A 24,982-nucleotide genomic window follows, 5' to 3' on the forward strand; every position below is an offset into this window, starting at 1 on the left:
ACGAACAGCCGCACCGACGCTATGCGGATCGTCTTTCAATCACCAAACAGACGCGCCAGTTTGTAAGACATGCCACAGGGCAGACAGTCACCCTTGCCCTCAATCCGGACATAGCGGAAGGCCCCGACGAAATCATGACGTTGGGGCCTTCCGTCGCCTGGTCGGCGCGTGCGATCAGCCGGTCACGACGGTGACTTCGCCGATGCCGAGCGCGCGCACGGGCTCCGCGATCTCCGCCGCGTCGCCCACGAGGACGGTGACGAGGCGGTCCACCGGGAAGGCGTTGACCACGGCCGCGGTCGACTCGACCGTGCCGGTCTCGACGAGACGCGCGTACAACTGGGCCTGGTAGTCGTCCGGAAGGTGCTGCTCGACCTGGTCGGCGAGCGTCCCGGCGACCGAGGCGGCCGTCTCGTACTTGAGCGGCGCCACACCCACCAGGTTCTGCACGGCCGTCTCGCGCTCGGCGTCCGTGAGGCCCTCCGCGGCGAGCGTCCGCAGCACCTTCCACAGGTCGTCAAGTGCCGGGCCGGTGTTGGGGGTGTCGATGGAGCCGCTGATGGCCAGCATCGAGGCGCCGTTCCCCTCGGCGTCGGAGCGGAGCACCTGCCCGAAGGCCCGCACGCCGTACGTGTAGCCCTTCTCCTCGCGCAGGACCCGGTCGAGCCGCGAGGTGAGCGTGCCGCCGAGGCAGTACGTGCCGAGGACCTGGGCCGCCCAGACGCTGTCGTGGCGGTCCGGACCGATCCGGCCGATCAGCAACTGCGTCTGGACCGCGCCGGGACGGTCGACGATGACGACCCGTCCGGTGTCGTCGGCGGTGATCGGCGGCATCGGCAGCGGCTCGGACGGCTCGCCCGTCCAGGCGCCCAGCGTCTCGGCGAGGACCTTGTCCAGGTCGACGCCCGTCAGGTCGCCGACGACCACGGCGGTGGCCGTGCCCGGGCGGACGTACGCGTCGTAGAAGGCGCGGACCGCGGCGGCGTCGATCGCGGCGACCGTCTCCTCCGTGCCCTGACGCGGCCGGGACATCCGCGACTCGGCCGGGAAGAGCTCCTTGGAGAGCTGCTTCGCGGCGCGCCGCGCCGGGTTGGCCGTCTCGTGCGGGATCTCGTCGAGGCGGTTGCGCACGAGACGCTCGACCTCGGTCTCCAGGAAGGCCGGGGCGATCAGGGCCTCGGAGACGAGCCCGAGGGCCTTGGGCAGCCGGGAGACGGGAACCTCCAGGGAGACCCGTACGCCCGGGTGGTCCGCGTGCGCGTCGAGCGTGGCGCCGCAGCGCTCCAGCTCGGCAGCGAACTCCTCGGCGCTGTGCTGGTCCGTGCCCTCGGAGAGCGCGCGGGCCATGATCGTCGCGACGCCGTCGAGACCGGCCGGCTCGGCGTCCAGCGGGGCCGGCAGGAAGATCTCCACGGCCACGACCTGCTGGCCCGGACGGTGGCTGGTCAGCACCGTCAGACCGTTGGCCAGGGAGCCGCGGTCCGGGGCCGGGAAGGCCCAGGGCCGGGCGACGCCCGGCTCGGGCTGCGGGTGGAAGTCCATGCTCGTCAAAGACACGGCAGCGTCGGTCACTGGTCCGCTCCCTCTTCCTCGTCGCTGTCGCTCTCGCTCTGTTCGGTGGCCACCGGCTCGTAGACGAGCACCGCGCGGTTGTCGGGGCGCAGCCGGGCCTTGGCGGCCGCCTGCACCTCCTCCGCGGTGATGTCGAGGACCCGGTCGACGGCGGTCAGGGCGAGCTGCGGGTCGCCGAACAGCACGGCGAACCGGCACAGTTCGTCGGCGCGGCCCGCGACGGTGCCGAGCCGGTCGAGCCACTCGCGCTCCAACTGGGCCTGCGCGCGCTCCATCTCCTCGGGCGTGGGGCCCTCGGCGGCGAAGCGGGCGAGCTCCTCGTCGACGGCCGCCTCGATCTGCGGGACCTCGACGCCGCCGGAGGTCTTGACGTCCAGCCAGCCCAGCGAGGGGGCGCCGGCGAGCCGCAGCAGGCCGAAGCCGGCGGCGACGGCCGTCCGGTCCCGGCGGACCAAGCGGTTGTGCAGGCGGGAGGACTCCCCGCCGCCGAGGACCGTCAGGGCCAGGTCGGCGGCGTCGCACTCGCGCGTGCCGTCGTGCGGCAGCCGGTAGGCGGCCATGAGCGCGCGGGCCGGGACGTCCTCGACGAGGACCACGCGCTGCTCCGTGCCCATGACGTCGGGCAGCGAGCCGTCGCGCGGGGGCCGCTTGCCGTCGTGGGAGGGGATCGAGCCGAAGTACTTCTCGACCCAGGCGAGGGTCTGCTCCGGGTCGATGTCGCCGACGACCGACAGCACCGCGTTGTTCGGCGCGTAGTACGTGCGGAAGAAGTTCCGCGCGTCCTCCAGCGTCGCCGCGTCCAGGTCCGCCATGGAGCCGATCGGCGTGTGGTGGTACGGGTGGCCCTCCGGGTAGGCCAGCGCGGTCAGCTTCTCGAAGGCCGTGCCGTACGGCACGTTGTCGTACCGCTGGCGGCGCTCGTTCTTGACGACGTCGCGCTGGTTCTCCATGGACTCGTCGTCCAGGGCCGCGAGCAGCGAGCCCATGCGGTCGGCCTCCAGCCAGAGCGCGAGCTCCAGCTGGTGGGTGGGCATGGTCTCGAAGTAGTTGGTGCGCTCGAAGCTCGTCGTGCCGTTGAGCGAGCCGCCCGCGCCCTGCACCAGCTCGAAGTGCCCGTTCCCGTGGACCTGCTTCGAGCCCTGGAACATCAGGTGCTCGAAGAGGTGCGCGAGGCCCGTGCGGCCCTCGACCTCGTGGCGCGAGCCGACGTCGTACCAGAGGCAGACCGCGGCGACCGGGGTCAGGTGGTCCTCCGAGAGCACCACGCGCAGGCCGTTCGCCAACCGGTGCTCGGTCGCTGTCAGGCCGCCGGAGCCGGCCTCGGCCGTGGCCGTGTGACCCATGGGCATGTACGTCCCTTCGATCGCGATGTGAAAAAGTCCTGCCACTGTATGCAAGCGCGCCGACACCTGGCGAAGTTCCCGCCCCTTCCAGATGTCCCTCTTCCGGGTCGCGGTCGGCGTTGTCGGTGGCACGGTCCACAATGGTCCGCGTCAGATCAACCTTGTTGGTGAAGGAGCCGCAGCCGCGATGGCCCGCCGCAGCACGAAGACACCGCCGCCGGACGACGCGTACGAGGAGAGGATCCTCGACATCGACGTCGTCGACGAGATGCAGGGCTCCTTCCTCGAGTACGCGTACTCGGTGATCTACTCGCGCGCTCTCCCCGACGCCCGCGACGGCATGAAGCCCGTCCAGCGGCGCATCGTCTACCAGATGGGCGAGATGGGGCTCCGGCCCGACCGCGGGTTCGTCAAGTGCGCCCGCGTCGTCGGCGAGGTGATGGGCAAGCTCCACCCCCACGGCGACGCGTCCATCTACGACGCCATGGTCCGCATGGCGCAGCCGTTCTCCATGCGGCTGCCCCTCGTCGACGGCCACGGCAACTTCGGCTCCCTCGGCAACGACGACCCGCCCGCAGCCATGCGGTACACGGAGTCGCGGATGGCCCCGGCCGCGCTGATGATGACCGAGTCCATCGACGAGGACACGGTCGACTTCTCGCCGAACTACGACGGCCAGGAGCAGGAGCCGGTGGCCCTGCCCGCCGCCTACCCGAACCTGCTGGTCAACGGCGCGTCCGGGATCGCGGTCGGCATGGCGACGAACATGCCGCCGCACAACCTCGGCGAGGTGATCGCGGCGGCCCGCCACCTGATCCGCCACCCGAGCGCCGACCTCGAGACGCTGATGCGCTTCGTGCCCGGCCCCGACCTGCCGACCGGCGGCCGGATCGTCGGCCTGTCCGGCATCAAGGACGCGTACGAGAACGGCCGCGGCACGTTCAAGATCCGCGCCACGGCGACCGTGGACAACGTGACGGCGCGCCGCAAGGGCATCGTCGTCACCGAGCTGCCCTTCACGGTCGGCCCCGAGAAGGTCATCTCCAAGATCAAGGACCTCGTCGGCTCCAAGAAGCTCCAGGGCATCGCGGACGTCAAGGACCTCACCGACCGCAACCACGGCCTGCGTCTCGTCATCGAGATCAAGAACGGCTTCGTGCCCGAGGCGGTCCTGGAGCAGCTCTACAAGCTGACGCCGATGGAGGAGTCCTTCGGCATCAACAACGTGGCGCTGGTGGACGGTCAGCCGCTCACCCTCGGCCTCAAGGAGCTCCTCGAGGTCTACCTGGACCACCGCTTCGAGGTCGTCCGGCGCCGCTCCGAGTTCCGCCGGACCAAGAAGCGCGACCGGCTGCACCTCGTGGAGGGCCTGCTCGTCGCGCTCGTCGACATCGACGAGGTCATCCGGATCATCCGGGAGAGCGACAACTCCGCTCAGGCCAAGGAGCGCCTGATGGAGCGCTTCTCGCTGAGCGAGATCCAGACGCAGTACATCCTGGACACCCCGCTGCGCCGCCTCACCAAGTTCGACCGCATCGAGCTGGAGACCGAGAGCGACCGGCTCAACGGCGAGATCGACGAGCTGACCGGGATCCTGGACTCCGACGCGGAGCTGCGGAAGCTGGTCTCGGCGGAACTGGCCGCGGTCGCCAAGAAGTTCGCGACCGACCGGCGGACGGTCCTGCTCGAATCGGCGGGCGCGCCCGTCGCGGCCGTCCCCCTGGAGGTCGCGGACGACCCGTGCCGGGTGCTGCTCTCCTCGACGGGTCTGCTGGCCCGTACGGCGACGGCGGAGCTGCCGCCGGTCGACCCGGACGCGCCGCGCACCAAGCACGACCTGATCGTGTCGGCGGTGGCCGCCACCCAGCGCGGCGACGTCGGCGCGGTGACCTCGGACGGCCGGCTGCTGCGGATCGCGGTGATCGACCTGCCGCAGCTCCCGGACACCGCGGCCACGCCCAACCTCGCGGGCGGCGCGCCGCTCTCGGAGTTCCTGTCCCTGGAGCCGGACGAGTCGGTGGTCTGCCTGACCACGCTCGACGAGTCCTCGCCTGGGCTCGCGCTCGGCACGCTGCAGGGCGTGGTGAAGCGCGTGGTGCCGGACTACCCGGCGAACAAGGACGAACTGGAGGTCATCACCCTCAAGGACGGTGACCGGATCGTCGGCGCGACCGAGCTGCGGACGGGCGAGGAGGACCTGGTCTTCATCACCTCCGACGCCCAGCTGCTGCGCTACCCGGCCGCTCAGGTACGGCCCCAGGGCCGGCCGGCCGGCGGCATGGCGGGCGTCAAGCTGACCGAGGGCGCCGAGGTGCTCTCGTTCACGGCCGTGGACCCGGCGGCGGACGCCGTGGTCTTCACCGTCGCGGGCTCCACCGGCACGCTGGACGCCTCGGCGGGTACGTCGGCGAAGCTGACCCCCTTCGACCAGTACCCGCGCAAGGGCCGGGCGACGGGCGGTGTCCGCTGCCAGCGGTTCCTGAAGGGCGAGGACGTCCTGATCCTGGCCTGGGCGGGCGCCACCCCGGCGCGCGCCGCGCAGAAGAACGGGACCCCGGTCCCGCTGCCGGCCGTGGACCCGCGCCGCGACGGCTCGGGCGTCCCGCTGCCCCAGCCGGTCGAGGTGGTGGCGGGCCCGGCGAGCTAGGGCCTCCGCCCCTGATCCGCCGGACGGGCCCTAGGGCTCGTCCGGCCGGGCGGGGGCGGCCGGGCGTGCGTGCCAGGCGTCGCCAGGCAGGCGGGGCTTTCGAAGCACGCCCTAGCTCTCGTCCGGTTCCTCGTCCGTCTGTCGTACGTACCGCAGGACGCCCCACATGCTGTGCTCGTCGGGGGCGTCCTGCGGGCCGTTCTGCTCGCATCCGGCGAGCTCCTTGCGCAGCCCGGCGGCGTCGATGCCGGAGCCGATCAGGACGAGCTGGGTGAGCCGCTCCTCCCCCGCGGGCCACGGCTCGGGGTAGAAGCGCAGGAACCGGCCGACGGCGTGCACCGCGTAGCGGTTGGCCGGGTCGGCGGCGCCGAGGTCGATGAAGCCCTTGATCCGGTACAGGCCTTCGGGACGCCCGTCCAGGAAGGCCATGAGCCGGCGCGGGTGGAGCGGGGTCGTGGAGCTCAGGGAGACGGTCTCGTACGCCGCGTGCGGATGGGCGTGGGCGTCGTCCTCGGAGCCGTACAGGATGTCCTCGATGGACATCTGGCCCTCGATCTCGTCCTCGGGCACGACCCGGTCGAAGAGCAGCTCCGGATCGACCCGCCCGTGCGAGGCGTCGACCACGACGGCCTTCCCGGCGAGCGCGCCCACCGCCTCCCGGACGGCGCGCAGCTCGTCGGCGGAGACCTGGTCCGCCTTGTTCACGACGACGAGGTCGGCGATCGTGAGGTGCCGGTCGGTCTCGGGGTGCCGCTGCCGGGTCGCCCCGAACTCGGCCGCGTCGACGACCTGGACGAGCCCTCCGTAGACGATCCGCTCGTTCTCGCTGGCGAGGACCATGCGGACCAGCTCCTGCGGCTCGGCGAGCCCGCTGGCCTCGATCACGATCACGTCGAGCCGGGACTCGGGCCTGGTCAGGACCTCCAGGTACTCGTCGAGCTCGCTCGCGTCGACCGCGCAGCAGAGGCAGCCGTTGCCGAGGGAGACGGTGGAGCCCACCTGTCCCGCGACGGTCATCGCGTCGATGCCGATGTCGCCGAAGTCGTTGACCATGACCCCGATCCGGGTGCCCCGGGCGCTGCGCAGCAGGTGGTTGAGGAGCGTGGTCTTCCCGGCCCCGAGAAACCCGGCGAGGACGACGACGGGGATCTGCTGCGTGCTCAAGGGTCGTGCCTCCGGTCGCGGATTCCTTCCCACGGCCGTGGGAAGGCCCCAGGATAGGCGGGATCGTCCGGAGACGGCCGGGACCGCCGCCGCGTCCGGGGTACGGGAATCCGGAAGGCCCGGCCGCCTCATCCGGGGCCCGGGGTTGCGGAAGGCCCGGCCTCATCCGGGGCCCGGGATTCCGCGAGCCCCGGCATTTCCGGTCCCCCGCCCCGGCCCCGTACCTTTTCTGGCATGAGCCCCGCACAGACCAGCCCCGCGCGGCCCCTCGCGCGCCGTCGGCGGTTCGGGTGGCCCCGGCGGGTGTTCGCGCAGGTCCTGCTGATGCAGCTGGCCATCGCGACCGGTGTGACCGTCCTCGCCACCGGTCTCTTCCTCGCCCCGCTCAGCGCCCAGCTCGACGACCAGGCCATGCGGCGGGCCCTGGCCATCGCCGAGACCACCGCCTCCCCCGGGCTCGCCACCGATCTCGTCGGAACCCCTCCCTCCGCGCGGGGCCCGGTGCAGACGGAGGCCGAGCGGATCCGGGTGTCCACGGGCGCCGAGTACGTCGTCGTCATGGACACCCGCGGGGTGCGCTGGTCGCACACCGACCCCGCCCAGATCGGCCGGCGCGTCTCCACCGACCCGAGCGCCGTCCTCGCGGGGCGGGAGGTGATGGAGATCGACAGCGGCACGCTCGGCCGCTCGGCGCGCGGCAAGGCGCCGCTGCGCGACGCGGACGGCCGGATCATCGGCGCGGTCTCCGTCGGCATCGAGTACGACAGCGTCCGCGACCGGCTCCTCGCCGCGATCCCCGGACTCCTCGCGTACGCGGGCGGGGCGCTCGCGGTGGGGGCCCTCGCCGCGTATCTGATCTCCCGGCGGCTCCAGCGGCAGACCCACGACCTGGCCTTCTCCGACATCTCCGCGCTGCTCGCCGAGCGCGAGGCCATGCTGCACGGCATCCGGGAGGGTGTCGTGGCCATCGACCGCACCGGCTCCGTGCGGCTCGTGAACGACGAGGCGCAGCGGCTCCTCGGCCTGGGCCCCGAGGCCGCGGGCCGGCCCGTGGACGAGGTCCTGGGACCGGGCCGTACCGCCGACGTGCTCGCGGGCCGGGTCACGGGTGAGGACCTCGTCACCGTCCAGGGCCACCGGGTGCTGATCGCCAACCGGATGCCCACGGACGACGGAGGCGCCGTCGCGACCCTGCGCGACCGCACCGAGTTGGAGCGCCTCGGGCGCGAGCTGGACTCGACGCGGGGCCTGATCGACGCCCTCCGCGCCCAGGACCACGAGCACGCGAACCGGCTGCACACGCTGCTGGGCCTGCTGGAGCTGGACATGCACGAGGAGGCCGTCGAGTTCGTCACCGAGGTCGTCGGGGTGCACCGGGCCACCGCCGAGCAGGTCACGGAGAAGGTCCACGACCCGCTGCTCGCCGCGCTCCTGGTCGGCAAGGCGACCGTCGCCGCCGAGCGCGGGGTGTCCCTGCGGATCTCCCCGGAGTCCCTCCTGCCGGACCGGCTCGTCGACCCCCGCGAGCTGGTCACGGTCGTCGGCAATCTGGTCGACAACGCCTTGGACGCCGTCGCGGGCACGCCCGGCGCCCGGATCGAGGTCGCGTTCCGCACGGAGGGCCGTACGGTCGTGCTGCGGGTCACGGACAGCGGCCCCGGCGTCCCCGAGGAGCGCCGCGAGCTGATCTTCACCGAGGGCTGGTCGACGAAGGAGCCGCCGCCGCACGGCAGGCGCGGGCTCGGTCTCGCCTTCGTCCGCCGGCTGGCCGAGCGCCGGGGCGGCACGGCCCGGGTGGGCGGGGGCCCGGACGGGGGCGCGGAGTTCACCGTCGTCCTCCCGGACGCCCTGACCGAACCGGACCCCACCGGCACCACCCGTCCCACAGGCACCACCCATGCCACCAGCACCACCCGTCCCACCGCCTCCGAGGTCGCCGGGGAGGCGCGATGATCGACGTGCTCGTGGTGGACGACGACGTGCTCGTCGCGCGGATCAACGCCGCGTACGTCGCCAAGGTCCCCGGCTTCCGGGTGTCCGCCACCGCCCACTCCACCGCCGAGGCGCTGGCCGCCCTGGCCGAGCATCCGGTGGACCTGATCCTCCTGGACCACTACCTGCCGGACGAGAACGGCCTGGCCGCCGTACGGGAGCTCCGCGCGCGCGGCCACCAGTGCGACGTGATCATGGTCACCGCCGCCCGGGACGTGGCCACCGTGCAGGCGGCGATGCGCCACGGCGCCCTCCAGTACCTGGTCAAGCCGTTCAACTTCGCCGGATTGCGCACCAAACTGGAGGCGTACGCGGCGCTCCGGGACGCCCTGGGAGGCGGGGGCGAGGCCGAACAGGCCGAGGTGGACCGGATCTTCGGCGTCCTGGCGGCGGGCACCGTCGCCCCCGACCTGCCGAAGGGGCACTCCCCCACCACGGCCGAGCTGGTCCGCCAGGTCCTGCTCGGCGCCGGCGGCCCGCTCTCCGCGCAGGAGATCGCCGAGCGGGCCGGCGTGAGCCGCCAGACCGCGCAGCGCTACCTCAAGCTGCTCGAACGCACCGGCCGGGTGAGGCTCTCCCTCCGGTACGGCGAGACGGGCCGCCCCGAGCACCGGTACGCCTGGACGTCCTCACCGCCCGCCGCCTGAGCGGCCACGGGGCCCCTGTGCGGGGCCCCTGGCCGTCTCAGACCGCCCCGGCCCCGGTCAGCGCCCGGACCTCGGTCTCGGCGTGCCGCGCCGCGTCGGACGGCTCGGTCGAGGTGACCGTACCGATCCAGCCCGCGAGGAAGCCGAGCGGGATGGAGACGATGCCCGGGTTCTGCAGCGGGAAGACGTGGAAGTCGACACCGGGGAACAGCGCCTCCGGGCTGCCCGAGACGACCGGCGACAGCAGGACGAGCAGCACGGCGGGAACGAGTCCGCCGTACACCGACCAGACCGCGCCCCGGGTGGTGAACTTCCGCCAGAACAGCGAGTAGAGCAGCACGGGCAGGTTGGCGGAGGCGGCGACCGCGAAGGCGAGGCCGACGAGGAAGGCCACGTTGAGGTCGCGGGCGAGCAACCCGAGGCCGATCGCCGCGGCGCCGATCCCGGCGGCCGCGAACCGCGCCACGGTCACCTCGCTGTACTGCTTCTTCGCGTGCCGGCGGCGCAGCGAGCTGTACAGGTCGTGGGCGACGGAGGCCGAGGAGGCGAGCGTGATCCCGGCGACGACGGCGAGGATCGTCGCGAAGGCGACGGCTGCGACGACGGCGAAGAGCACGGTGCCGCCGGTGGAGCCCGCGCCGCCGCCGAGGTCGAGGGCGAGCAGCGGGATGGCCGTGTTCCCCGAGGCATTGGAGGCCCGGACCTCGGCGGGCCCGATCAGGGCGGCCGCGCCGAAGCCGAGCACGATGGTCATCAGGTAGAAGCTGCCGATGAGGCCGATGGACCAGACGACGGAGCGGCGGGCGGCCCGGGCGGTGGGCACGGTGTAGAACCGCGACAGGATGTGCGGCAGGCCCGCGGTGCCCAGGACCAGGGCGATGCCGAGGCTGATGAAGTCGAGGCGCGAGGTCCAGTCGCCGCCGTAGCGCAGGCCGGGGGCGAGGAAGTCCCGCCCGTGGCCGCTGCGGTCGGCCGCGGTGGAGAGCAGGCTGTTCACGTCGCCGTGGAAGCGGAGCAGGACGAGGACGGTGAGCGCGATCGTGCCCGCCATGAGCAGGACGGCCTTCACGATCTGGATCCAGGTGGTGGCCCGCATGCCGCCGAGCGACACGTAGATCACCATCAGCGCCCCGACGCCGATGACCGTCCAGGAGCGGGCCGCCTCGCTGGTGCCGCCGAGCAGGAGCGCGACCAGGCTTCCGGCGCCGACCATCTGGGCCACGAGGTAGAGCACGGAGACGGCCACGGAGGAGGTTCCGGCGGCGATCCGCACCGGCCGCTCGGACATCCGCGCGGCGACGACGTCCGCGAGCGTGAACCGCCCGCAGTTGCGGACCAGTTCCGCGACCAGCAGGAGGACGACGAGCCAGGCGACGAGAAAGCCGACGGAGTACAGCATGCCGTCGTAGCCGTAGAGCGCGATCAGCCCGGAGATGCCGAGGAAGGAGGCCGCGGACATGTAGTCGCCGGCGATGGCGAAACCGTTCTCCAGGGGCGAGAACAGCCTGCCGCCCGCGTAGAACTCCTCCGCCGAGCCGTGCCGGTTGCGGCTCACCCAGGTGGTGATCCCCAGGGTGACGGCGATGAAGACGCTGAAGAGCACGAGCGCCAGGGTCTGGTGGTCTCCGGTCACCGGTGCACCGCCCCTCGGGTCATCTCCTGCGTGTCCCACCGCAGTTCCAGGGCGGCCCGGTCCCGGCGCAGCCGCGCGTGGCGCGCGTAGGCCCAGGTCAGCAGGAAGGTGGTGAGGAACTGCCCGAGCCCCGCGACCATCGCCACGTTCACCGCGCCGGCGACCGGCCGTGCCATGAGCCCGGGGGCGGCGGTCGCCGCGACGACGTACGCGAGGTACCAGAGCAGGAAGGCGAGGGCCGCCGGGAAGACGAACCGGCGGTAGCGGCGGCGCACTTCCTGGAACGCGGGACTCCGCTGGACCTCCAGGTAGATGTCCGCCGCACTGGGTTCGCGTTGCCGCGGCACTGCCATGTCGTACTGCTCCACCGGCCAACTCTCCTTGTCAGCGAACCGTTTCGGCCGCGTGCCCAAGGATGGACAGAGCAGGAAGATCCCGGACTCTTCTCCTCCCTCACTTCACCCCATCAGGTGACAGTTCTCCCCTGTGGCCTGACCGGGCCGTGCTGATATGCGTACCGCACGACCCGGTCCTGCCCATGGCTCCGGTGAGGCGTCGATCGGCGTCCGTCAGGCGTCGATGCGCGAGCGGTCGAGGGTCGCCGCCGAGCTGGTGATGAACTCCTTGCGGGGCGCCACGTCATTGCCCATGAGGAGGTCGAAGACCTGCTCCGCCGAGTCCAGGTCGCCGATGTTGATCCGGCGCAGGGTGCGGTGGCGCGGGTCCATCGTGGTCTCCGCGAGCTGGTCGGCGTCCATCTCGCCCAGACCCTTGTAGCGCTGGATGGAGTCCTTGTAGCGGACCCCCTTCCGCTGGAACTCCAGCAGGGTCTGCCGCAGCTCGTTGTCCGAGTACGTGTAGACGTACTTGTCCTGGCCCTTCTTGGGCTGGACGAGCTCGATCCGGTGCAGCGGGGGCACGGCGGCGAAGACGCGTCCGGCCTCGACCATCGGCCGCATGTAGCGCTGGAAGAGCGTCAGCAGCAGGCAGCGGATGTGCGCGCCGTCGACATCGGCGTCGACCAGGAGGACGATCTTGCCGTAGCGGGCGGCGTCGATGTCGAAGGTGCGGCCCGAGCCCGCTCCTATCACCTGGATGATCGCCCCGCACTCGGCGTTCTTGAGCATGTCCGAGACCGAGGACTTCTGGACGTTGAGGATCTTGCCCCGGATCGGCAGCAGCGCCTGGAACTCGCTGTTGCGGGCGAGCTTGGCCGTACCGAGGGCCGAGTCCCCCTCGACGATGAAGAGCTCGCTGCGCTCCACGTCGTCGCTGCGGCAGTCGGCGAGCTTGGCCGGCAGCGAGGAGGACTCGAGCGCGGTCTTCCTGCGCTGCGCGTCCTTGTGCTGACGGGCCGCGATCCGGGTCCTGGCGGCGGCGACGGCCTTGTCCAGGACGGCGCGGGCCTGCGCCTTGGCGTCCCTCTTGGTGGAGGTCAGGAAGGCCTTGAGTTCCTTGGCGACGACGCTCGCCACGATCCGGCGGGCGGCGGAGGTCCCGAGGACCTCCTTCGTCTGTCCCTCGAACTGCGGCTCGGCGAGGCGGACCGTCACGACGGCCGTGAGCCCCTCCAGGGCGTCGTCCTTGACGATGTCGTCCTCGGCGACGCGCAGCATCTTGGCCGAGCGGAGGACCTCGTTCACCGTCTTGGTGATGGCCTGCTCGAAGCCGGAGACGTGGGTGCCGCCCTTGGGGGTGGCGATGATGTTGACGAAGGACTTGACCGTGGTGTCGTAGCCGGTGCCCCAGCGCAGGGCGACGTCGACGGCGAGCTCGCGGGTGACCTCGGTGGGGGTCATGTGCCCGCGCTCGTCGAGGACCGGGACGGTCTCCTTGAAGGTGCCCACGCCGGTGAGGCGCTGGATGTCGCAGACGGCCTTGTCCTGCGCGAGGTACTCGCAGAACTCGCTGATGCCTCCGTCGAAGCGGAAGGTCTCCTCGCTCTTGCCGATCCCGGCGAGGTCCCGCTCGTCGCGGACGACGATCGTGAGGCCCGGCACGAGGAAGGCGGTCTGCCGGGCGCGCTGGTGGAGCGTCTCCAGCGAGAGCTTGGCGTCCTTGAGGAAGATCTGCCGGTCCGCCCAGTAGCGGACGCGGGTGCCGGTGCGGGTCTTGGGGACGCGCTTGCTCTTCCGCAGGCCGTTGCCCGGGTCGAAGGGGCTGTCGGGGCCCTGCTCCGTGAAGATGCCGGGGACGCCTCGGCGGAAGCTGATCGTGTGCGTGGAGCTGTTCCGGTCGACCTCGACGTCGAGGCGGGCCGACAGGGCGTTGACCACGGACGCGCCGACGCCGTGCAGACCGCCGGAGGCGGCGTACGAGCCGCCGCCGAACTTTCCGCCGGCGTGCAGCTTGGTCATGACGACCTCGACGCCGGAGAGCCCGGTCTTCGGCTCGACGTCGACCGGGATGCCGCGGCCGTTGTCGCGGACCTCGACGGAGCCGTCGTCGTGGAGGATGACGTCGATGTGGTCGCAGTAGCCGCCGAGGGCCTCGTCGACCGAGTTGTCGATGATCTCCCAGATGCAGTGCATCAGGCCGCGGCTGTCGGTGGACCCGATGTACATGCCGGGGCGCTTGCGGACCGCTTCGAGCCCTTCGAGTACGAGCAGGTGCCGCGCGGTGTAGTTGGAACCGTCACGGTCTGCGGTCAGCAGCGCACTGGACGGCACGGACGTTTCGGCGGTCACGCGGTTCGCTCCTCGCTGAATTTGAAAACTGGCCCGGTGGGGTAAGGCCCGGCGTCGTTCACCGGTCAGAGGGTACCGATGCCTGGTAGAGCCGTTGTCACGCCACCCTCCCCGTTTCCTCATGCTAGTCCAGAGTCGTATGGATGTTCGATCCCTCGAAGGGGTGACGCGAACATCACGTTCCCTTCCAGGCATGAACCATTTAGGCTCCGGGCACGTCCTCATCAACAACCGGCAACCACGCCGGGAGGACGCACCGAGACAAGCAACGCGAAATCCGTAGAGCGACGCAATACGGCTCATTCGCCGCCAACCGGCAGCAGACAGCCACCTTGGGAAAAAGTTTCGAGGAAAAGCCACGAGCGGGAACGTTTCCGGCCTGGTTGGATGTTGACCCTGGTACGACAGCTCGTCGAGCTAGAGAAGAGGCGACGTGACTACTGTTCTGACCCCCGCGAGCCCCCTGACGGCCGCTGACCGCTGCGACCGCTGCGGCGCCCAGGCATACCTGCGTGTCGTCCTGACCAGCGGAGGTGACTTGCTCTTCTGCGCCCACCACGGCCGCAAGTTCGAGCCGGAACTCAAGAAGATCGCCGCTGAGATACAGGATGAGACGGACCGGCTCACGGACGTGCCGGCCCGCACGACGGGCGACGAGCACTGACGCCTCGCACACCCGACGAGCCCAGAGCCGGTCGCTGACCGGACGACGGGCGGCCACCCCCGCAGTCAAGGGGGGTGGCCGCCCGTTCTCGTACCCTGTCGCACCCGCAGTGCCCATCGCGCCCGCATACCGGCTCACGCCGGCCGTGCGGGCGACTGCGGGCGGTTACGGGGCGAATGCGGGCGCTCGTCAGATCCGCTCCGGCAGCACCGCCCCGACCCGCGTGTAGACACCCGGGTTCTCGGCCTGCCCGCAGCCGCTCCCCCAGGACACCAGGCCGACGAGAAGCCCCTTGGCCACCAGCGGTCCCCCGCTGTCGCCCTGGCACGCGTCCCTGCCGCCCTGCGGGTCGCCCGCGCACAGCATCGTGTCGTTGCGGTACTGGACGCCGAAACCGCCCGGGTACGCCCGACCGCACGCCGTGTCCGGCAGCACCTGCACACGGGCCGTCCGCAGCGTGGAGGCATAGGTCCCGTTGCCGGTCGTGTCACCCCAGCCGTAGACGTCCGCCTCCGTACCGGGCGTGTACGCCGCGTCGCCCGCGCGAGCGACGCCGATCACGTACGACTGCGGCAGCGCGCTCGCCAGCGTCAGCACCGCGAGATCGCCCGAGTTCGTCGTCGGGTCGTAGTCGGGATTGATCCAGGTGTCCGAGATCCCGACCTCCTGCCCGCCCTGTCCTCGCAGCGCGGCACGGCCGGCGATGACCACGAAGTCGCGCACCTCCCACGGCTCGCCGCCGAGGACCTCTCTGCCCAGGCAGTGGGCCGCCGTGAGCACCTTGGTCGGCGCGACGACCACACCGCCGCAGAACTGCCCCGCCCGGGTACCCCCGAACCGGTCACGACTGGACAGCGCCACGACCCAGGGCGCGTCCGTGATCAGGGCCTGGCGGCCGCCCACGACGACGCTGTCGGCCGCCACGGGGACGGCGGTGGCAACCTGCCCCACCGCTGCCGTGATCAGACCCAGGGCACCCGTCAAGGCACGGGTGAAGGGACCACGCATGGAGCCTCCTGACTCTCCGGTGATGTCGGTTCACCCAGCGTCCTGCACGCGCCCGCCCCCTGCACCCGCGCACACGCGAAGGGCCCGGTTCCTCCCTTTCGGGGAACCGGGCCCTTCGCGTGTCGCTCTGTGCCTCGGAAGGATCAGTCGAGGTAGTCGCGCAGGACCTGCGAACGCGACGGGTGACGCAGCTTCGACATTGTCTTCGACTCGATCTGACGGATCCGCTCTCGCGTCACGCCGTAGACCTTGCCGATCTCGTCCAGCGTCTTCGGCTGGCCGTCGGTGAGGCCGAAGCGCATCGAGACGACGCCCGCCTCACGCTCGGAGAGCGTGTCGAGCACGGAGTGCAGCTGCTCCTGGAGGAGCGTGAAGCTCACCGCGTCGGCCGGCACGACCGCCTCGGAGTCCTCGATGAGGTCACCGAACTCGCTGTCGCCGTCCTCACCCAGAGGGGTGTGGAGGGAGATCGGCTCACGGCCGTACTTCTGGACCTCGATGACCTTCTCAGGGGTCATGTCGAGCTCCTTGGCCAGCTCCTCCGGGGTGGGCTCACGGCCCAGGTCCTGGAGCATCTGACGCTGCACACGCGCGAGCTTGTTGATGACCTCGACCATGTGCACCGGGATACGAATGGTGCGGGCCTGGTCGGCCATGGCACGGGTGATCGCCTGACGGATCCACCAGGTGGCGTACGTGGAGAACTTGTAGCCCTTGGTGTAGTCGAACTTCTCGACCGCACGGATCAGACCCAGGTTGCCCTCCTGGATCAGGTCCAGGAAGAGCATGCCGCGGCCGGTGTAGCGCTTGGCCAGGGAGACCACCAGACGGAGGTTGGCCTCCAGGAGGTGGTTCTTGGCCCGGCGGCCGTCCTCGGCGATGATCTCCAGCTCGCGCTTGAGCTTCGGGGCGAGCTTGTCGGAGTTCGCCAGCTTGTCCTCGGCGAACAGACCGGCCTCGATGCGCTTGGCGAGCTCGACCTCCTGCTCGGCGTTGAGCAGCGGGACCTTGCCGATCTGCTTGAGGTAGTCCTTGACCGGGTCGGCGGTGGCACCGGCGACGGCGACCTGCTGCGCCGGAGCGTCGTCCTCGTCCTCGTCGGACAGGACGAAGCCCTTGCTCTCGCCCTCGGTCTCTTCCTCTTCGCCCTTGCCGGCGGCGACGTCCTCGAGGAGCTCCTCGCCCTCGACGAGCTCGTCGCCATCCTTCTTGGACGCGGTCTTCTTGGCCGCCGTCTTCTTGGCGACGGTCTTCTTGGCCACCGCCTTCTTGGCGACGGTCTTCTTCGCGGCCGCCTTCTTGGCAGGCGATCCGGCCTCGTCGGCCAGGTCGTCACTGTCCGCCGCGGGAGCCGTCGCGGCCGTGACGGTGGTCTTCGTCACGGTCGTCCTGGCAGTGACGGTCTTGGTGGCGGTGCGCTTGGCCGGGCTCTTCGCAGCGACGCTCTTGCGGGCGCGCTTCGGCGACTCCGCTGCACTGACCATCAGCGTCACACCCTCTTCCTCGAGGATCTGATTGAGGCTGCGCAGAACATTCTTCCACTGGGTTGGCGGAATCTGGTCGGCTTCGAAGGCCCGACGCACGTCATCGCCGGCGATCTGCCCATCAGCCTTTCCCCGCTCGATGAGCGCCATCACAGACTCGGACTCGGCGATCTCCGGCGGGAGCGTACGGGATGTGCTGGCCGACACGAACAACCTCTCGGAACGATGGAAACGGCTTCCGGCCCCGCCCTGGAGAGGGCCGGAGCCGACGACCGTCGGCGGGAGATGTGCCGACGGCGCGGGTTGGGCCGGGGAACTGCACAGCGCCTCCATCGGCTGCTGTATTCCTTCCTCGGCTGTCACCTCTTAGGTCATCGCACGGCTCGGAGGAGTGTTACGCCCAATCTTCGTGGCCCGAGTCACACCTCATTTGCGGCGAAACGGCCGAAGCGGTAGATCATGGCACATTCGCGCCGCCGGAACCCTGGCGCCATCCGGGGAAACCCTGCCGGGCTCCCCGGACCGCGCTCGGACCCGGCGGCACGCGATGTGTGCGCGTCCGCGCTCCCGGCCACGGCCCGCGGTCAGTGTTCGCGGGGGGCGGGAACGACGCGCTCCACCTCGGGGTGGACGGTCAGCAGCTGGCGCATGGCGGCCTCGGCGGCCTGCGCGTCGCCCGCAGCCAGCGCGTCGACGATCCGGGCGTGGTGCCCGAGGCACGCCTCGCTCGGGCGGTCACAGCCCGTGACGGGGCCCCCGGAGACGTGGAGCGCGGCGCCGACGATGCCGGAGAGGTGCTCCAGCATGCGGTTCCCGGCGAGCTGGATGAGCAGGGAGTGGAACTCGGTGTCCGCGCGGGAGAAGGTGATCGCGTCACCCTGCGCGTACGCGTGCCCCATGATCTCGACCATGTCGGCGAGGCGCTGCTGGACGTCCTCGCGGCCGTGCCCGGCGGCGAGGCGCGCGGCCAGGGGCTCGATGGTCCAGCGCAGCTCGTTCAGCTCGCGGCGCTGGTCGTCGCGCTGCGGGCCGAAGGCGCGCCACTCGATGATGTCGGGGTCGAGGAGGTTCCAGTCGCTGACGGGCCTGACGCGGGTGCCGACGTTGGGGCGGGCACTGACGAGGCCCTTGGCCTCGAGCACGCGCAGCGACTCGCGGACGACGGTGCGCGAGACCTCGAACCGCTGGCCGATCTCCTCGGGGACGAGGGGGCGGTCGGCTCCGAGGTCGCCGGAGACGATCATCTGGCCCAGCTGCTGGACGAGCTGGCCGTGGAGCCCCCGGCCCCGGCTGCCGGCGCTGCGGCGGCCGACGCGGCCCAGGTCGGTGTCCACGCCCTCCCAGGAGGGCGGACCCACGCGGCCGGCGCCGGGCGCCTCCGCGTAGGGGTAGCGGTCGAGATCGCCCGGGGCGCCGAGGCCTGACTCGACGGGACGGGCGGCGGTCATCATGGTGTGCGCAAGGGTACTCACGCATCCTTTGTCGGCGTTGCTTCCGTGACCCTTGAGGTCTTTGGTGAAAAGCACACGAAAGGGTGATCGGCACCCCCTACACAATTGACGATTATTCGGACATAGAGGGCGATTTTTAAGGGAGTTGTCCGAAAAGCGGAAGCTTTCGATCCGCAAGTGATCACCAACGGGCCTTCCGGCGAAGGCCGGTGAACACATAGGCGCAGAGCAACCCGGTCAACACCAGCGAGAGAGCCACCCCCGCGGGCTGTCCGACCACTCGCAGCGCCCCCGCCAACCACCGGTCCACGGCCGGGGACCACTGCGGGCCGGCAATCTCGCGCAAGCGTGCGGGCAGCCCGGCGACCGACCGCACCGCCGGACCGGCGAGCACCTTCTGCAGGAGCGGAGCGAACGCGACGGGTACGGCGAGGACCGCGGCCACCCCCGCGGCGGCGGCCCGGAACACCCCGGCGCCCAGCACCCCCGCCCAGGCGCATCCGACGAGCAGCCCCAGCCAACTCGCGCACAGCGACGGCCAGTTCGCCGGTACGGGGATCAACTCGCCGCCGTAGACGAATCTCAGGGCCCCCAGATCCGCCGCCACGACGAGCGCCCCGAGGCCGAGGGCCACGGCCGCCGCCACGACGAGCTTGGCGAGCAGCAGGCGGAGCCGCCGGGGCACGGCGCCGCGGCCTGCGGTGAGCGCGGGGTAGCGGTACTCCTCGCCGAAGGAGAAGGCGCCGATCAGCCCGGCTCCGAGGGCGGCGGGCGGCAGCGGGGAGATCGCGGGCCACCCGGCGAGGACGACGGGCAGCGCCGCCGAGCCCCCGCGGCCGAGGAGCAGGGCGAGAACCACGGAGACGAGCAGGACCACCGCCACGACGAGCGGGGTGCTCGGCACGCCGACGAGCCGGTGGAGCTCGTACCGCAGTGGGCGCGAGGGCGAGCGGGCCGGCTTCCGTGGGGAGGTCCGCTCCTCGGCCGAGTCGCCGCGCTCGGAGGCGCCGGACGCATGCTCGGCATCCCGTGAGGGCGGGACGCGACGCCGGGCGGAGTCCTGCCCGGACGCCTCCTTCCCGGAATCGCCTCCCTCGGGCGCGCGGGGCGCGGGCGCCGTGCCGCCGGTCTCGTCGGCGAGCCGGTGGATCACCACGCCGTGCCGGAACGCGGTGTCGCCTACGGCGGCGCAGTCGCTGCCGTAGACCGACAGCAGGTTGCCGTCCTCCGCGACCACCTCGACCGGCCGGCGGGCGGCCCTGGCCTCCTGGGTCACCGCGGCGGCCAGTCGTGCGACGTGGGGGGTCCGGACGGCGACGCGGGGACGCAGGCGGGTGCGCGCGAACTCGGTGGCGTCCTGGTCGGCGACGACGCGGCCGCCGTCGAGGGTGACGACCCGGTCGGCGTTGCGGGCCGCGTCCTTGGGGTCCGCCGTGGTGTAGAGCACCGTCCCTCCGCCGGCCGCGTGCGCGCGCAGCAGCTCGTATACCCAGGCACCATCCGGGCCGGAGAGGCCGGCCGCCGGCTCGTCGAGCAGCAGGGCGTGCGGGGTGCCCAACAGGGCGCACGCCAGGCCGAGTCGGCGCTCGGCACCGAGCGGCAGGGTGCCGATCCGCCGCCCTTCGAGGCCCGCGAGTCCGACGGACCGCAGCACGTCCCCGGCCCGGGCGACGGGAGTTCCGGAAGCGGCGCAGAGCATCCGCAGCTGCCCGCGGAGGGTGCGGGCGGGGTGTCCGGGGACGTCACCGAGGAACACGCCGACCTCGCGCGACGGGTGGGCGACGCCATGCAGCGTTCGGCCGCGGAAGTACGTGATCCCTCGGCCCGGATCGAGGTCGAGCATGAGGCGGAGCGTGGTGGTCTTGCCGGAGCCCGGGGGACCGAGGAGCGCGGTCACGGCACCGGGCCGCGCCTCGAAGGTCAGATCGTCCACGGCGGGCGGGCGATCGTGGCGGGGAGTGCTGGTCAGTCCGATTGCCTGGAGCATCGCTTCTCTCGCGGTAGGTGACACCGCTCCGCGGCAGGGCGGCGCTACCGCAGCAAGATAACGCTACATTTCGGACTTTCGGCGCAGGGTTGGCGCCCTGGACGCCTGACGGCCGGGTCGGTCAGACCTCGGGACGCAGCATCGGCGGGTTGAGGAGGGTGGCTCCACCTGCCCTGAAGAGCTGGGCGGGGCGGCCTCCCTGACGGGTCGTGGTGCCACCGGCCGGGACCAGGAAGCCGGGCGTGCCGGTCACCTTGCGGTGGAAGTTGCGCGGGTCGAGGGCGACGCCCCAGACGGCCTCGTAGACGCGCCGCAGCTCTCCGACGGTGAACTCCGGCGGACAGAAGGCCGTGGCCAACGAGGAGTACTCGATCTTGGAGCGGGCTCGCTCCACCCCGTCGGCGAGGATCTGGCCGTGGTCGAAGGCGAGCGGCTCGGCCTCGCCGAGCAGTTCCTCGACCGGGGCCCAGCGGGCGCTGTTCGCGTCTCCGCCCGCCCGTGGCGCGGGCAGGTCCGGGGCAAGCGCCAGGTGCGCGACGCTGACCACCCGCATCCGCGGGTCACGTGCGGGAGCCCCGTACGTGGCGAGCTGCTCCAGGTGCGCGCCGTTGCCCGGTAGGGGCGGCGGGTCGCCCGGGTCGTGGGCGCGGAGTCCGGTCTCCTCGACCAGCTCACGGGCGGCCGCGGCGCCGAGGTCCTCGCCCTCGCGGACGAAGCCGCCGGGGAGCGCCCAGCGCCCCTGGTACGGCTGTTCCCCTCTCCTCACGATCAAGGTGCAGAGGGCATGGCTCCGCACGGTGAGCACGACCAGATCGACGGTGACAGCGAAAGGCGGAAAGGCCGACGGGTCGTAGGGAGACATGCCGCGATCATAGTCGTCTCCCTGACGATAAACACGCCCCGCGGAAGGATCGGCGACGACTTCTTCGCGTTCCTCGCCGCGCCGCGAAGCTTCCGTCGTGTCTGCGCCCGGCATCCCCGTCACACCCCCAGTTGAAGGCCCTCTGCGGCCTCCTCGACCATACCGAGGCCGAGCCTGCCGACCCGCACGGCGAAGGGCTCGCCCGCCACCACGAGCCCCGAGAGACGGATCGCTCCCAGCGGGGCCGAGGGCATGGGGTGCACCGACACGGAGCGTCCCGGCGCGTCGGGGCGGATCCCGGCGAGGGCCACGAGCGCCTGGACCGCTCCGGCGGCCGCGACCGCCGCCGGCCTGCACGCGGCCGGGTGCGGCACCGGGCGCCCTCCCGCCGTCCGCTGCTCCCCCGCGTACATCTCGGGCAGCCGATGGGCGAAGGCCTCGGCGGCGTCGAGCAGCCCACGGAGCAGGGAGGCGGCCTCCTTCTCGTGTCCCGCGGCCGCGAGGCCGGCCACGGCGACCGCCGTCTCGTGCACCCGGACCGCGCCGGACCGGTGGCCGAAGGGGTTGTGGCCGGGCTCCTTGGCTCCCAGACCGCGCAGACCCCAACCGGAGTCGAGAGCCGGGGTCGCGAGCAGTCGGGCCACCTGCTCGGTCTCCGCCCTGTCGAGGAGTCCCTGCGCGTACCGGCCGCCGCCGAGCAGTCCGGTGTCGAGCAGGTGCGCGGCCCAGCCGCCCAGCTGGGACCAGGTCCGGCCGTCCGGGGCGCGGGCGACGGCCGGCCGGCCCCCTGCCCGGTCGTCGAGCCAGAAGTCGCGCCGGAACCGCTCGCGCACGGTCCGCGCCCTGTCGCGCAGGGCGTCTCCCCCGGGCCTTCCGCAGGCGTCGAGCAGGTCGGCGCCGAGCAGGGCGGCCCGGTGCGCGTGGGCCTGGGTCTCCGCCCGCCAGGGCCCGGCGGGCCCCGGGTCGGGTACGAGGCCGGTGTCGCCGATCGTGCGGCGCAGCCAGCCGAGGCAGCGCTCCGCCACGGGGAGCAGCTCCTCCAGGTCCGCGGCGGGCAGCCCCCAGCGACGGGCTTCCGCGAGCACGACGGGAAAGGCGAGGGTGGCCTCGATGCCCGTGCAGCGGGGCGGGAGGTGCGGGCCGGCGTCTCTGAGGGGGCCGTGAAGCCGGCCGGAATCGGGCCCGGTGCCCTGGAGTTGGGCGCGTCCCAGCGCGCGGAGCGTGGTCGCGGCCAGCCGGGTCCCGAGGGGCAGGACCATGCGGGCCGCCCAGAGGGCCTCGGCAGTGACCGGTCCGCAGCGCCAGGGGACCCCGGCCGCGAGATGGACGTCGGCTGGGTGGGCGGGGTCCCGCTGGAGCAGGGCGCGCAGGTCCTCGACGGAGGCGCGCAGCAGCTCCCCCGGGCGCGGGTCGTCGCCCTCGGCCCGCGCCTCGGCGATGAGGTGCCCGCCGGGCCGCCCTCCTCCGCCTCCCGGGGAAGCGGCCGGCCCGGCGCCCCGGTCACCGCGCACGTGCAGCCGGATCGTGAACAGTGCTCCGGGCGCCAGCTCGGCCTCCCAGCGCAGGACGCCGGCCGCCGCCAGGGAGTCCATGGGCGGCGGGTCCGTGGTGACGGCGACGGATCGTCCGTCGCCGGCGGTCCAGCGCAGTCCGGTGCCGTGGACGCTCGGGGCGAGCTCGGGTCCCGTCCTGCCGGACGCCACCGCGCCCAGGTCCGCGAGATCCGTGCCCAGAGCGATTTCCACGGGGAGGCGGAGGGGGCGGGCGGTCGCGTTGCGCAAGGTGATGCGCTCGGTTCCGTCGGCGCCTCGCGAGCGCTCGACAGCGAGCCCGGGATCGGGTCCCACGTCCCCGGGGGCGCGCAGGACACCGAGGAAGACGGCCCGGTCGGCGGCGGCCATCCGGCCCTGGAGCGCGACGGGTTCGCGCCCAGCCACCCGCAGGACGCAGCGGGAGAGGAGCCGTAGTCCCGCCGCGTACACGCCCTCGGGCCCCTCTCCCCTGAGCTGTCCGTGCTCGGCGCAGACGGCGAAGGCGGGCAGGGCCACGCAGAGGAGTGCGCCGTGCACCGAGGGCAGTTCGCCCGGCCGCGCCCCGCGTGGGGGCGCGGCACCCACGCCGGACGGGTGTCCGTGCGCGGGTCCGTTCGGGTGTCCTGCGGGTCGTCCGGGGGCCGGGACGGGGCTGAGGGCCATGGCGGGTGTGGGGTGCTCTCTGTGCGGTCCGGGCGGCCGGCGGGGCGGCGGCGGAGCGGTGCGGCCGACTCCGCCAGAGAGCTGAACGCGCGCGCGGGCGGCCGGGTCACGGTCGTCATCGGCCGCTCCTGCTGCCGCGCTGCCCGCCGTGGCGCGGGGCTCCGCTCCTCGGCCTGCCCGTGGCCGGGCCGCTCGGCCGGACTCCGGCGGGTGCCCCGCGGTCTCCGCCGGTCTGCCGTCCGGGCTTCCTGAGGCTCTGCCGGGCGCTCTGGGGGCGGGCGGCGGTCCGGGTCCTGACCCGCCGGGAGGAGGCGGGAGCGCCCTGCTCCGTCGCGTCCCTGGAGTCCCGCTCGCTCCTCAGGCAGGAGCGCAGCGACTCGGGGTCGAGTCCCTCGTTGCAGGCCTGGTGCAGCAGTCGGGCGAAGACGTACTCGGGGTCGGCTTCGAGGGCGAGTCCGAGGGCGACCCGGGCGGTCGGTTCGTCGCCGGTGGACCAGGCCGCCCAGCCCGCGAGGGTCAGCGGCGCGGCGGCGTGCTCCTGGTAGGGGGTGACGCAGCGGCGGGCCAGGACGCGCCAGAGCCGCAGGGCCGCGGCGCCCTCCCAGCTCTCCATCCATTCGGCGACGCGGTCCCGGGTGTCCCGGTCCTGGAGGCCCAGGATGAGCGCGGCCGCCTCCTCCGTCCCGATCAGGGCGTCGTCGGCCGCGTCGGCCGCCGCGACCCCGCCGGAAGGCTCTGCGCGGGCCGCCGGGTCGGCGAACCGCCAGAGGATCTCGCGGGCGATGCGCAGCGTCGCCTCGCGGACCTCCGCCCGGCCTTGTCCGGGAGAGCCTTCGAGGATCCTGGGCACGATCGAGGCGGCGGCCGCGTCGAGGGCGACGCGCTGTGTCTCGTCCGCGGCGGTGCCGTGCGGCTTGAGCCGGGCCTGCATGTCCCGCAGCGAGCCCCGTACCTGCACTCCGGCGTAGGCGGCGGTCGCCGCCGTGACCGAGGTGCCGGTGAGCCCCATGGGCGTGCCGCCGGGCGGGCAGCAGCGGTCGTCGGGGCAACAGTAGGAGAAGTAGAGCCCGTCGGAGATGCAGAGGGCTTCGTAGACGGGGATGTCGAGGGCGCCGCAGGCGGTGCGCAGTCGCTGCGCGAAGGGGCGCAGCCGCTCCATGACCCTGTTGCCCGTCTCGCCGGGCTCCGGGTCCTGGCACAGGAAGACGACGATCCCGTCCGGTCGGTCGCCGCGCCGGTCCTCGCTCTCGACGAGGCATTCGGCGAGGTGGTCCGCAGTGGACGCCCATTCGCGGGGTGAGCGCGGAATGCCGAGCCTGACCCGGCCGCCGAAGCGGCCGCGCTCGCCGTGGAGAGCGACCAGGACGACGGAGTCGGTCGGGTGGAAGCCCAGCATGAAGGGCAGCGCGTCGGCCAGCTCCGCCGGGCCGCGCAGGGTGATCCGCTGGGTACGGGTGGGTCCGCTGGATTCGTGGTGATTCGCGTTCATGGTCACGACGGTCTCGTGATCTCCCGAATCGCGAAACCCCTGTGGATAACTCCCGGAACACGACACGCGCGGCCCCGTGGAGTTGTCCACAGGGCCGGCTTCGCGTCGGCTCCGAAACGCCTATGCTCGTGACCGCTTGACGGTGTGTGAGGGGTGC

17 protein-coding genes are annotated in these 24,982 nt (G+C 72.3%); 4 read left to right on the forward strand and 13 right to left on the reverse strand.

What is annotated here, in order from left to right; genetic code table 11:
* Positions 1 to 174: 174 nt before the first annotated feature.
* Complete coding sequence (locus ASC82_RS17060) at positions 175 to 1,542, reverse strand: pitrilysin family protein (protein WP_056648282.1); 1,368 nt, start codon at positions 1,540 to 1,542, stop codon at positions 175 to 177.
* 26 nt (positions 1,543 to 1,568) lie between these two features.
* A complete protein-coding gene (locus ASC82_RS17065) occupies positions 1,569 to 2,921 on the reverse strand; it encodes a pitrilysin family protein (RefSeq protein ID WP_079039306.1) in 1,353 nt (450 codons plus the stop codon).
* Between the two features lie 181 nt (positions 2,922 to 3,102).
* Between ASC82_RS17065 and ASC82_RS17070 the strand changes: the two genes are divergently transcribed.
* A complete protein-coding gene (locus ASC82_RS17070; RefSeq protein ID WP_056648289.1) occupies positions 3,103 to 5,562 on the forward strand; it encodes a DNA topoisomerase IV subunit A in 2,460 nt (819 codons plus the stop codon).
* A gap of 111 nt (positions 5,563 to 5,673) precedes the next feature.
* Here the strand turns inward: ASC82_RS17070 and ASC82_RS17075 are convergent, their stop codons facing one another.
* The gene (locus ASC82_RS17075; RefSeq protein ID WP_056648292.1) at positions 5,674 to 6,726 is read right to left on the reverse strand and encodes a GTP-binding protein; all 1,053 of its coding nucleotides are present in this window, start codon (positions 6,724 to 6,726) and stop codon (positions 5,674 to 5,676) included.
* A gap of 234 nt (positions 6,727 to 6,960) precedes the next feature.
* On the opposite strand from ASC82_RS17075, the gene ASC82_RS17080 reads away from it, so the two are divergent.
* Complete coding sequence (locus ASC82_RS17080) at positions 6,961 to 8,679, forward strand: sensor histidine kinase (RefSeq protein ID WP_242427678.1); 1,719 nt, start codon at positions 6,961 to 6,963, stop codon at positions 8,677 to 8,679.
* Positions 8,676 to 9,365 carry a response regulator gene (locus tag ASC82_RS17085; RefSeq protein ID WP_056648295.1) on the forward strand — a complete coding sequence of 230 codons (690 nt, stop codon included), beginning with the start codon at positions 8,676 to 8,678 and terminating at the stop codon, positions 9,363 to 9,365. The genes ASC82_RS17080 and ASC82_RS17085 overlap by 4 nt, the downstream gene beginning before the upstream one ends.
* A 37-nt stretch (positions 9,366 to 9,402) precedes the next feature.
* On the opposite strand, the gene ASC82_RS17090 is transcribed toward ASC82_RS17085, so the two are convergent.
* The 3 genes from ASC82_RS17090 to ASC82_RS17100 form a co-directional block, all read right to left on the reverse strand.
* Complete coding sequence (locus tag ASC82_RS17090) at positions 9,403 to 10,998, reverse strand: cation acetate symporter (protein ID WP_056648298.1); 1,596 nt, start codon at positions 10,996 to 10,998, stop codon at positions 9,403 to 9,405.
* Positions 10,995 to 11,351: a DUF485 domain-containing protein gene (locus ASC82_RS17095; protein ID WP_078626857.1), complete on the reverse strand. Its 357-nt coding sequence runs from the start codon at positions 11,349 to 11,351 to the stop codon at positions 10,995 to 10,997. Before ASC82_RS17095 ends, ASC82_RS17090 begins: the two co-directional genes overlap by 4 nt.
* Before the next feature lie 216 nt (positions 11,352 to 11,567).
* Entirely contained in the window at positions 11,568 to 13,685 is a 2,118-nt protein-coding gene (locus ASC82_RS17100) for a DNA topoisomerase IV subunit B (RefSeq protein WP_056648304.1), read from the reverse strand.
* A 433-nt stretch (positions 13,686 to 14,118) separates the two neighbouring features.
* Here ASC82_RS17100 and ASC82_RS17105 point away from each other — a divergent pair, with 433 nt between their 5' ends.
* Positions 14,119 to 14,349: a hypothetical protein gene (locus ASC82_RS17105; RefSeq protein WP_024754955.1), complete on the forward strand. Its 231-nt coding sequence runs from the start codon at positions 14,119 to 14,121 to the stop codon at positions 14,347 to 14,349.
* 189 nt (positions 14,350 to 14,538) lie between these two features.
* Here the strand turns inward: ASC82_RS17105 and ASC82_RS17110 are convergent, their stop codons facing one another.
* The 7 genes from ASC82_RS17110 to ASC82_RS17140 all read right to left on the reverse strand — a co-directional run bounded on the left by ASC82_RS17110 (position 14,539) and on the right by ASC82_RS17140 (position 24,825).
* Positions 14,539 to 15,357 (reverse strand): serine protease, encoded by an 819-nt coding sequence (locus ASC82_RS17110; RefSeq protein ID WP_056648308.1) that lies wholly within the window; start codon positions 15,355 to 15,357, stop codon positions 14,539 to 14,541.
* Between the two features lie 143 nt (positions 15,358 to 15,500).
* Positions 15,501 to 17,048 carry an RNA polymerase sigma factor gene (locus tag ASC82_RS17115; RefSeq protein WP_056648669.1) on the reverse strand — a complete coding sequence of 516 codons (1,548 nt, stop codon included), beginning with the start codon at positions 17,046 to 17,048 and terminating at the stop codon, positions 15,501 to 15,503.
* Positions 17,049 to 17,425: 377 nt separating this feature from the next.
* The gene (locus tag ASC82_RS17120) at positions 17,426 to 18,313 is read right to left on the reverse strand and encodes an FCD domain-containing protein (RefSeq protein ID WP_079039308.1); all 888 of its coding nucleotides are present in this window, start codon (positions 18,311 to 18,313) and stop codon (positions 17,426 to 17,428) included.
* Between the two features lie 160 nt (positions 18,314 to 18,473).
* Positions 18,474 to 20,279 (reverse strand): ABC transporter ATP-binding protein, encoded by a 1,806-nt coding sequence (locus tag ASC82_RS17125; RefSeq protein ID WP_056648314.1) that lies wholly within the window; start codon positions 20,277 to 20,279, stop codon positions 18,474 to 18,476.
* A gap of 121 nt (positions 20,280 to 20,400) precedes the next feature.
* The gene (locus tag ASC82_RS17130) at positions 20,401 to 21,141 is read right to left on the reverse strand and encodes an NUDIX domain-containing protein (RefSeq protein WP_056648317.1); all 741 of its coding nucleotides are present in this window, start codon (positions 21,139 to 21,141) and stop codon (positions 20,401 to 20,403) included.
* Between the two features lie 119 nt (positions 21,142 to 21,260).
* Positions 21,261 to 23,336: a glycogen debranching N-terminal domain-containing protein gene (locus ASC82_RS17135; protein ID WP_079039309.1), complete on the reverse strand. Its 2,076-nt coding sequence runs from the start codon at positions 23,334 to 23,336 to the stop codon at positions 21,261 to 21,263.
* Between the two features lie 115 nt (positions 23,337 to 23,451).
* Positions 23,452 to 24,825: a DUF4192 domain-containing protein gene (locus ASC82_RS17140; protein WP_056648671.1), complete on the reverse strand. Its 1,374-nt coding sequence runs from the start codon at positions 24,823 to 24,825 to the stop codon at positions 23,452 to 23,454.
* Positions 24,826 to 24,982 lie beyond the last annotated feature (157 nt).

The sequence above is a fragment of the Streptomyces sp. Root431 genome (assembly GCF_001426585.1).
GTDB classification, from domain to species: Bacteria; Actinomycetota; Actinomycetes; order Streptomycetales; family Streptomycetaceae; genus Streptomyces; species Streptomyces stackebrandtii.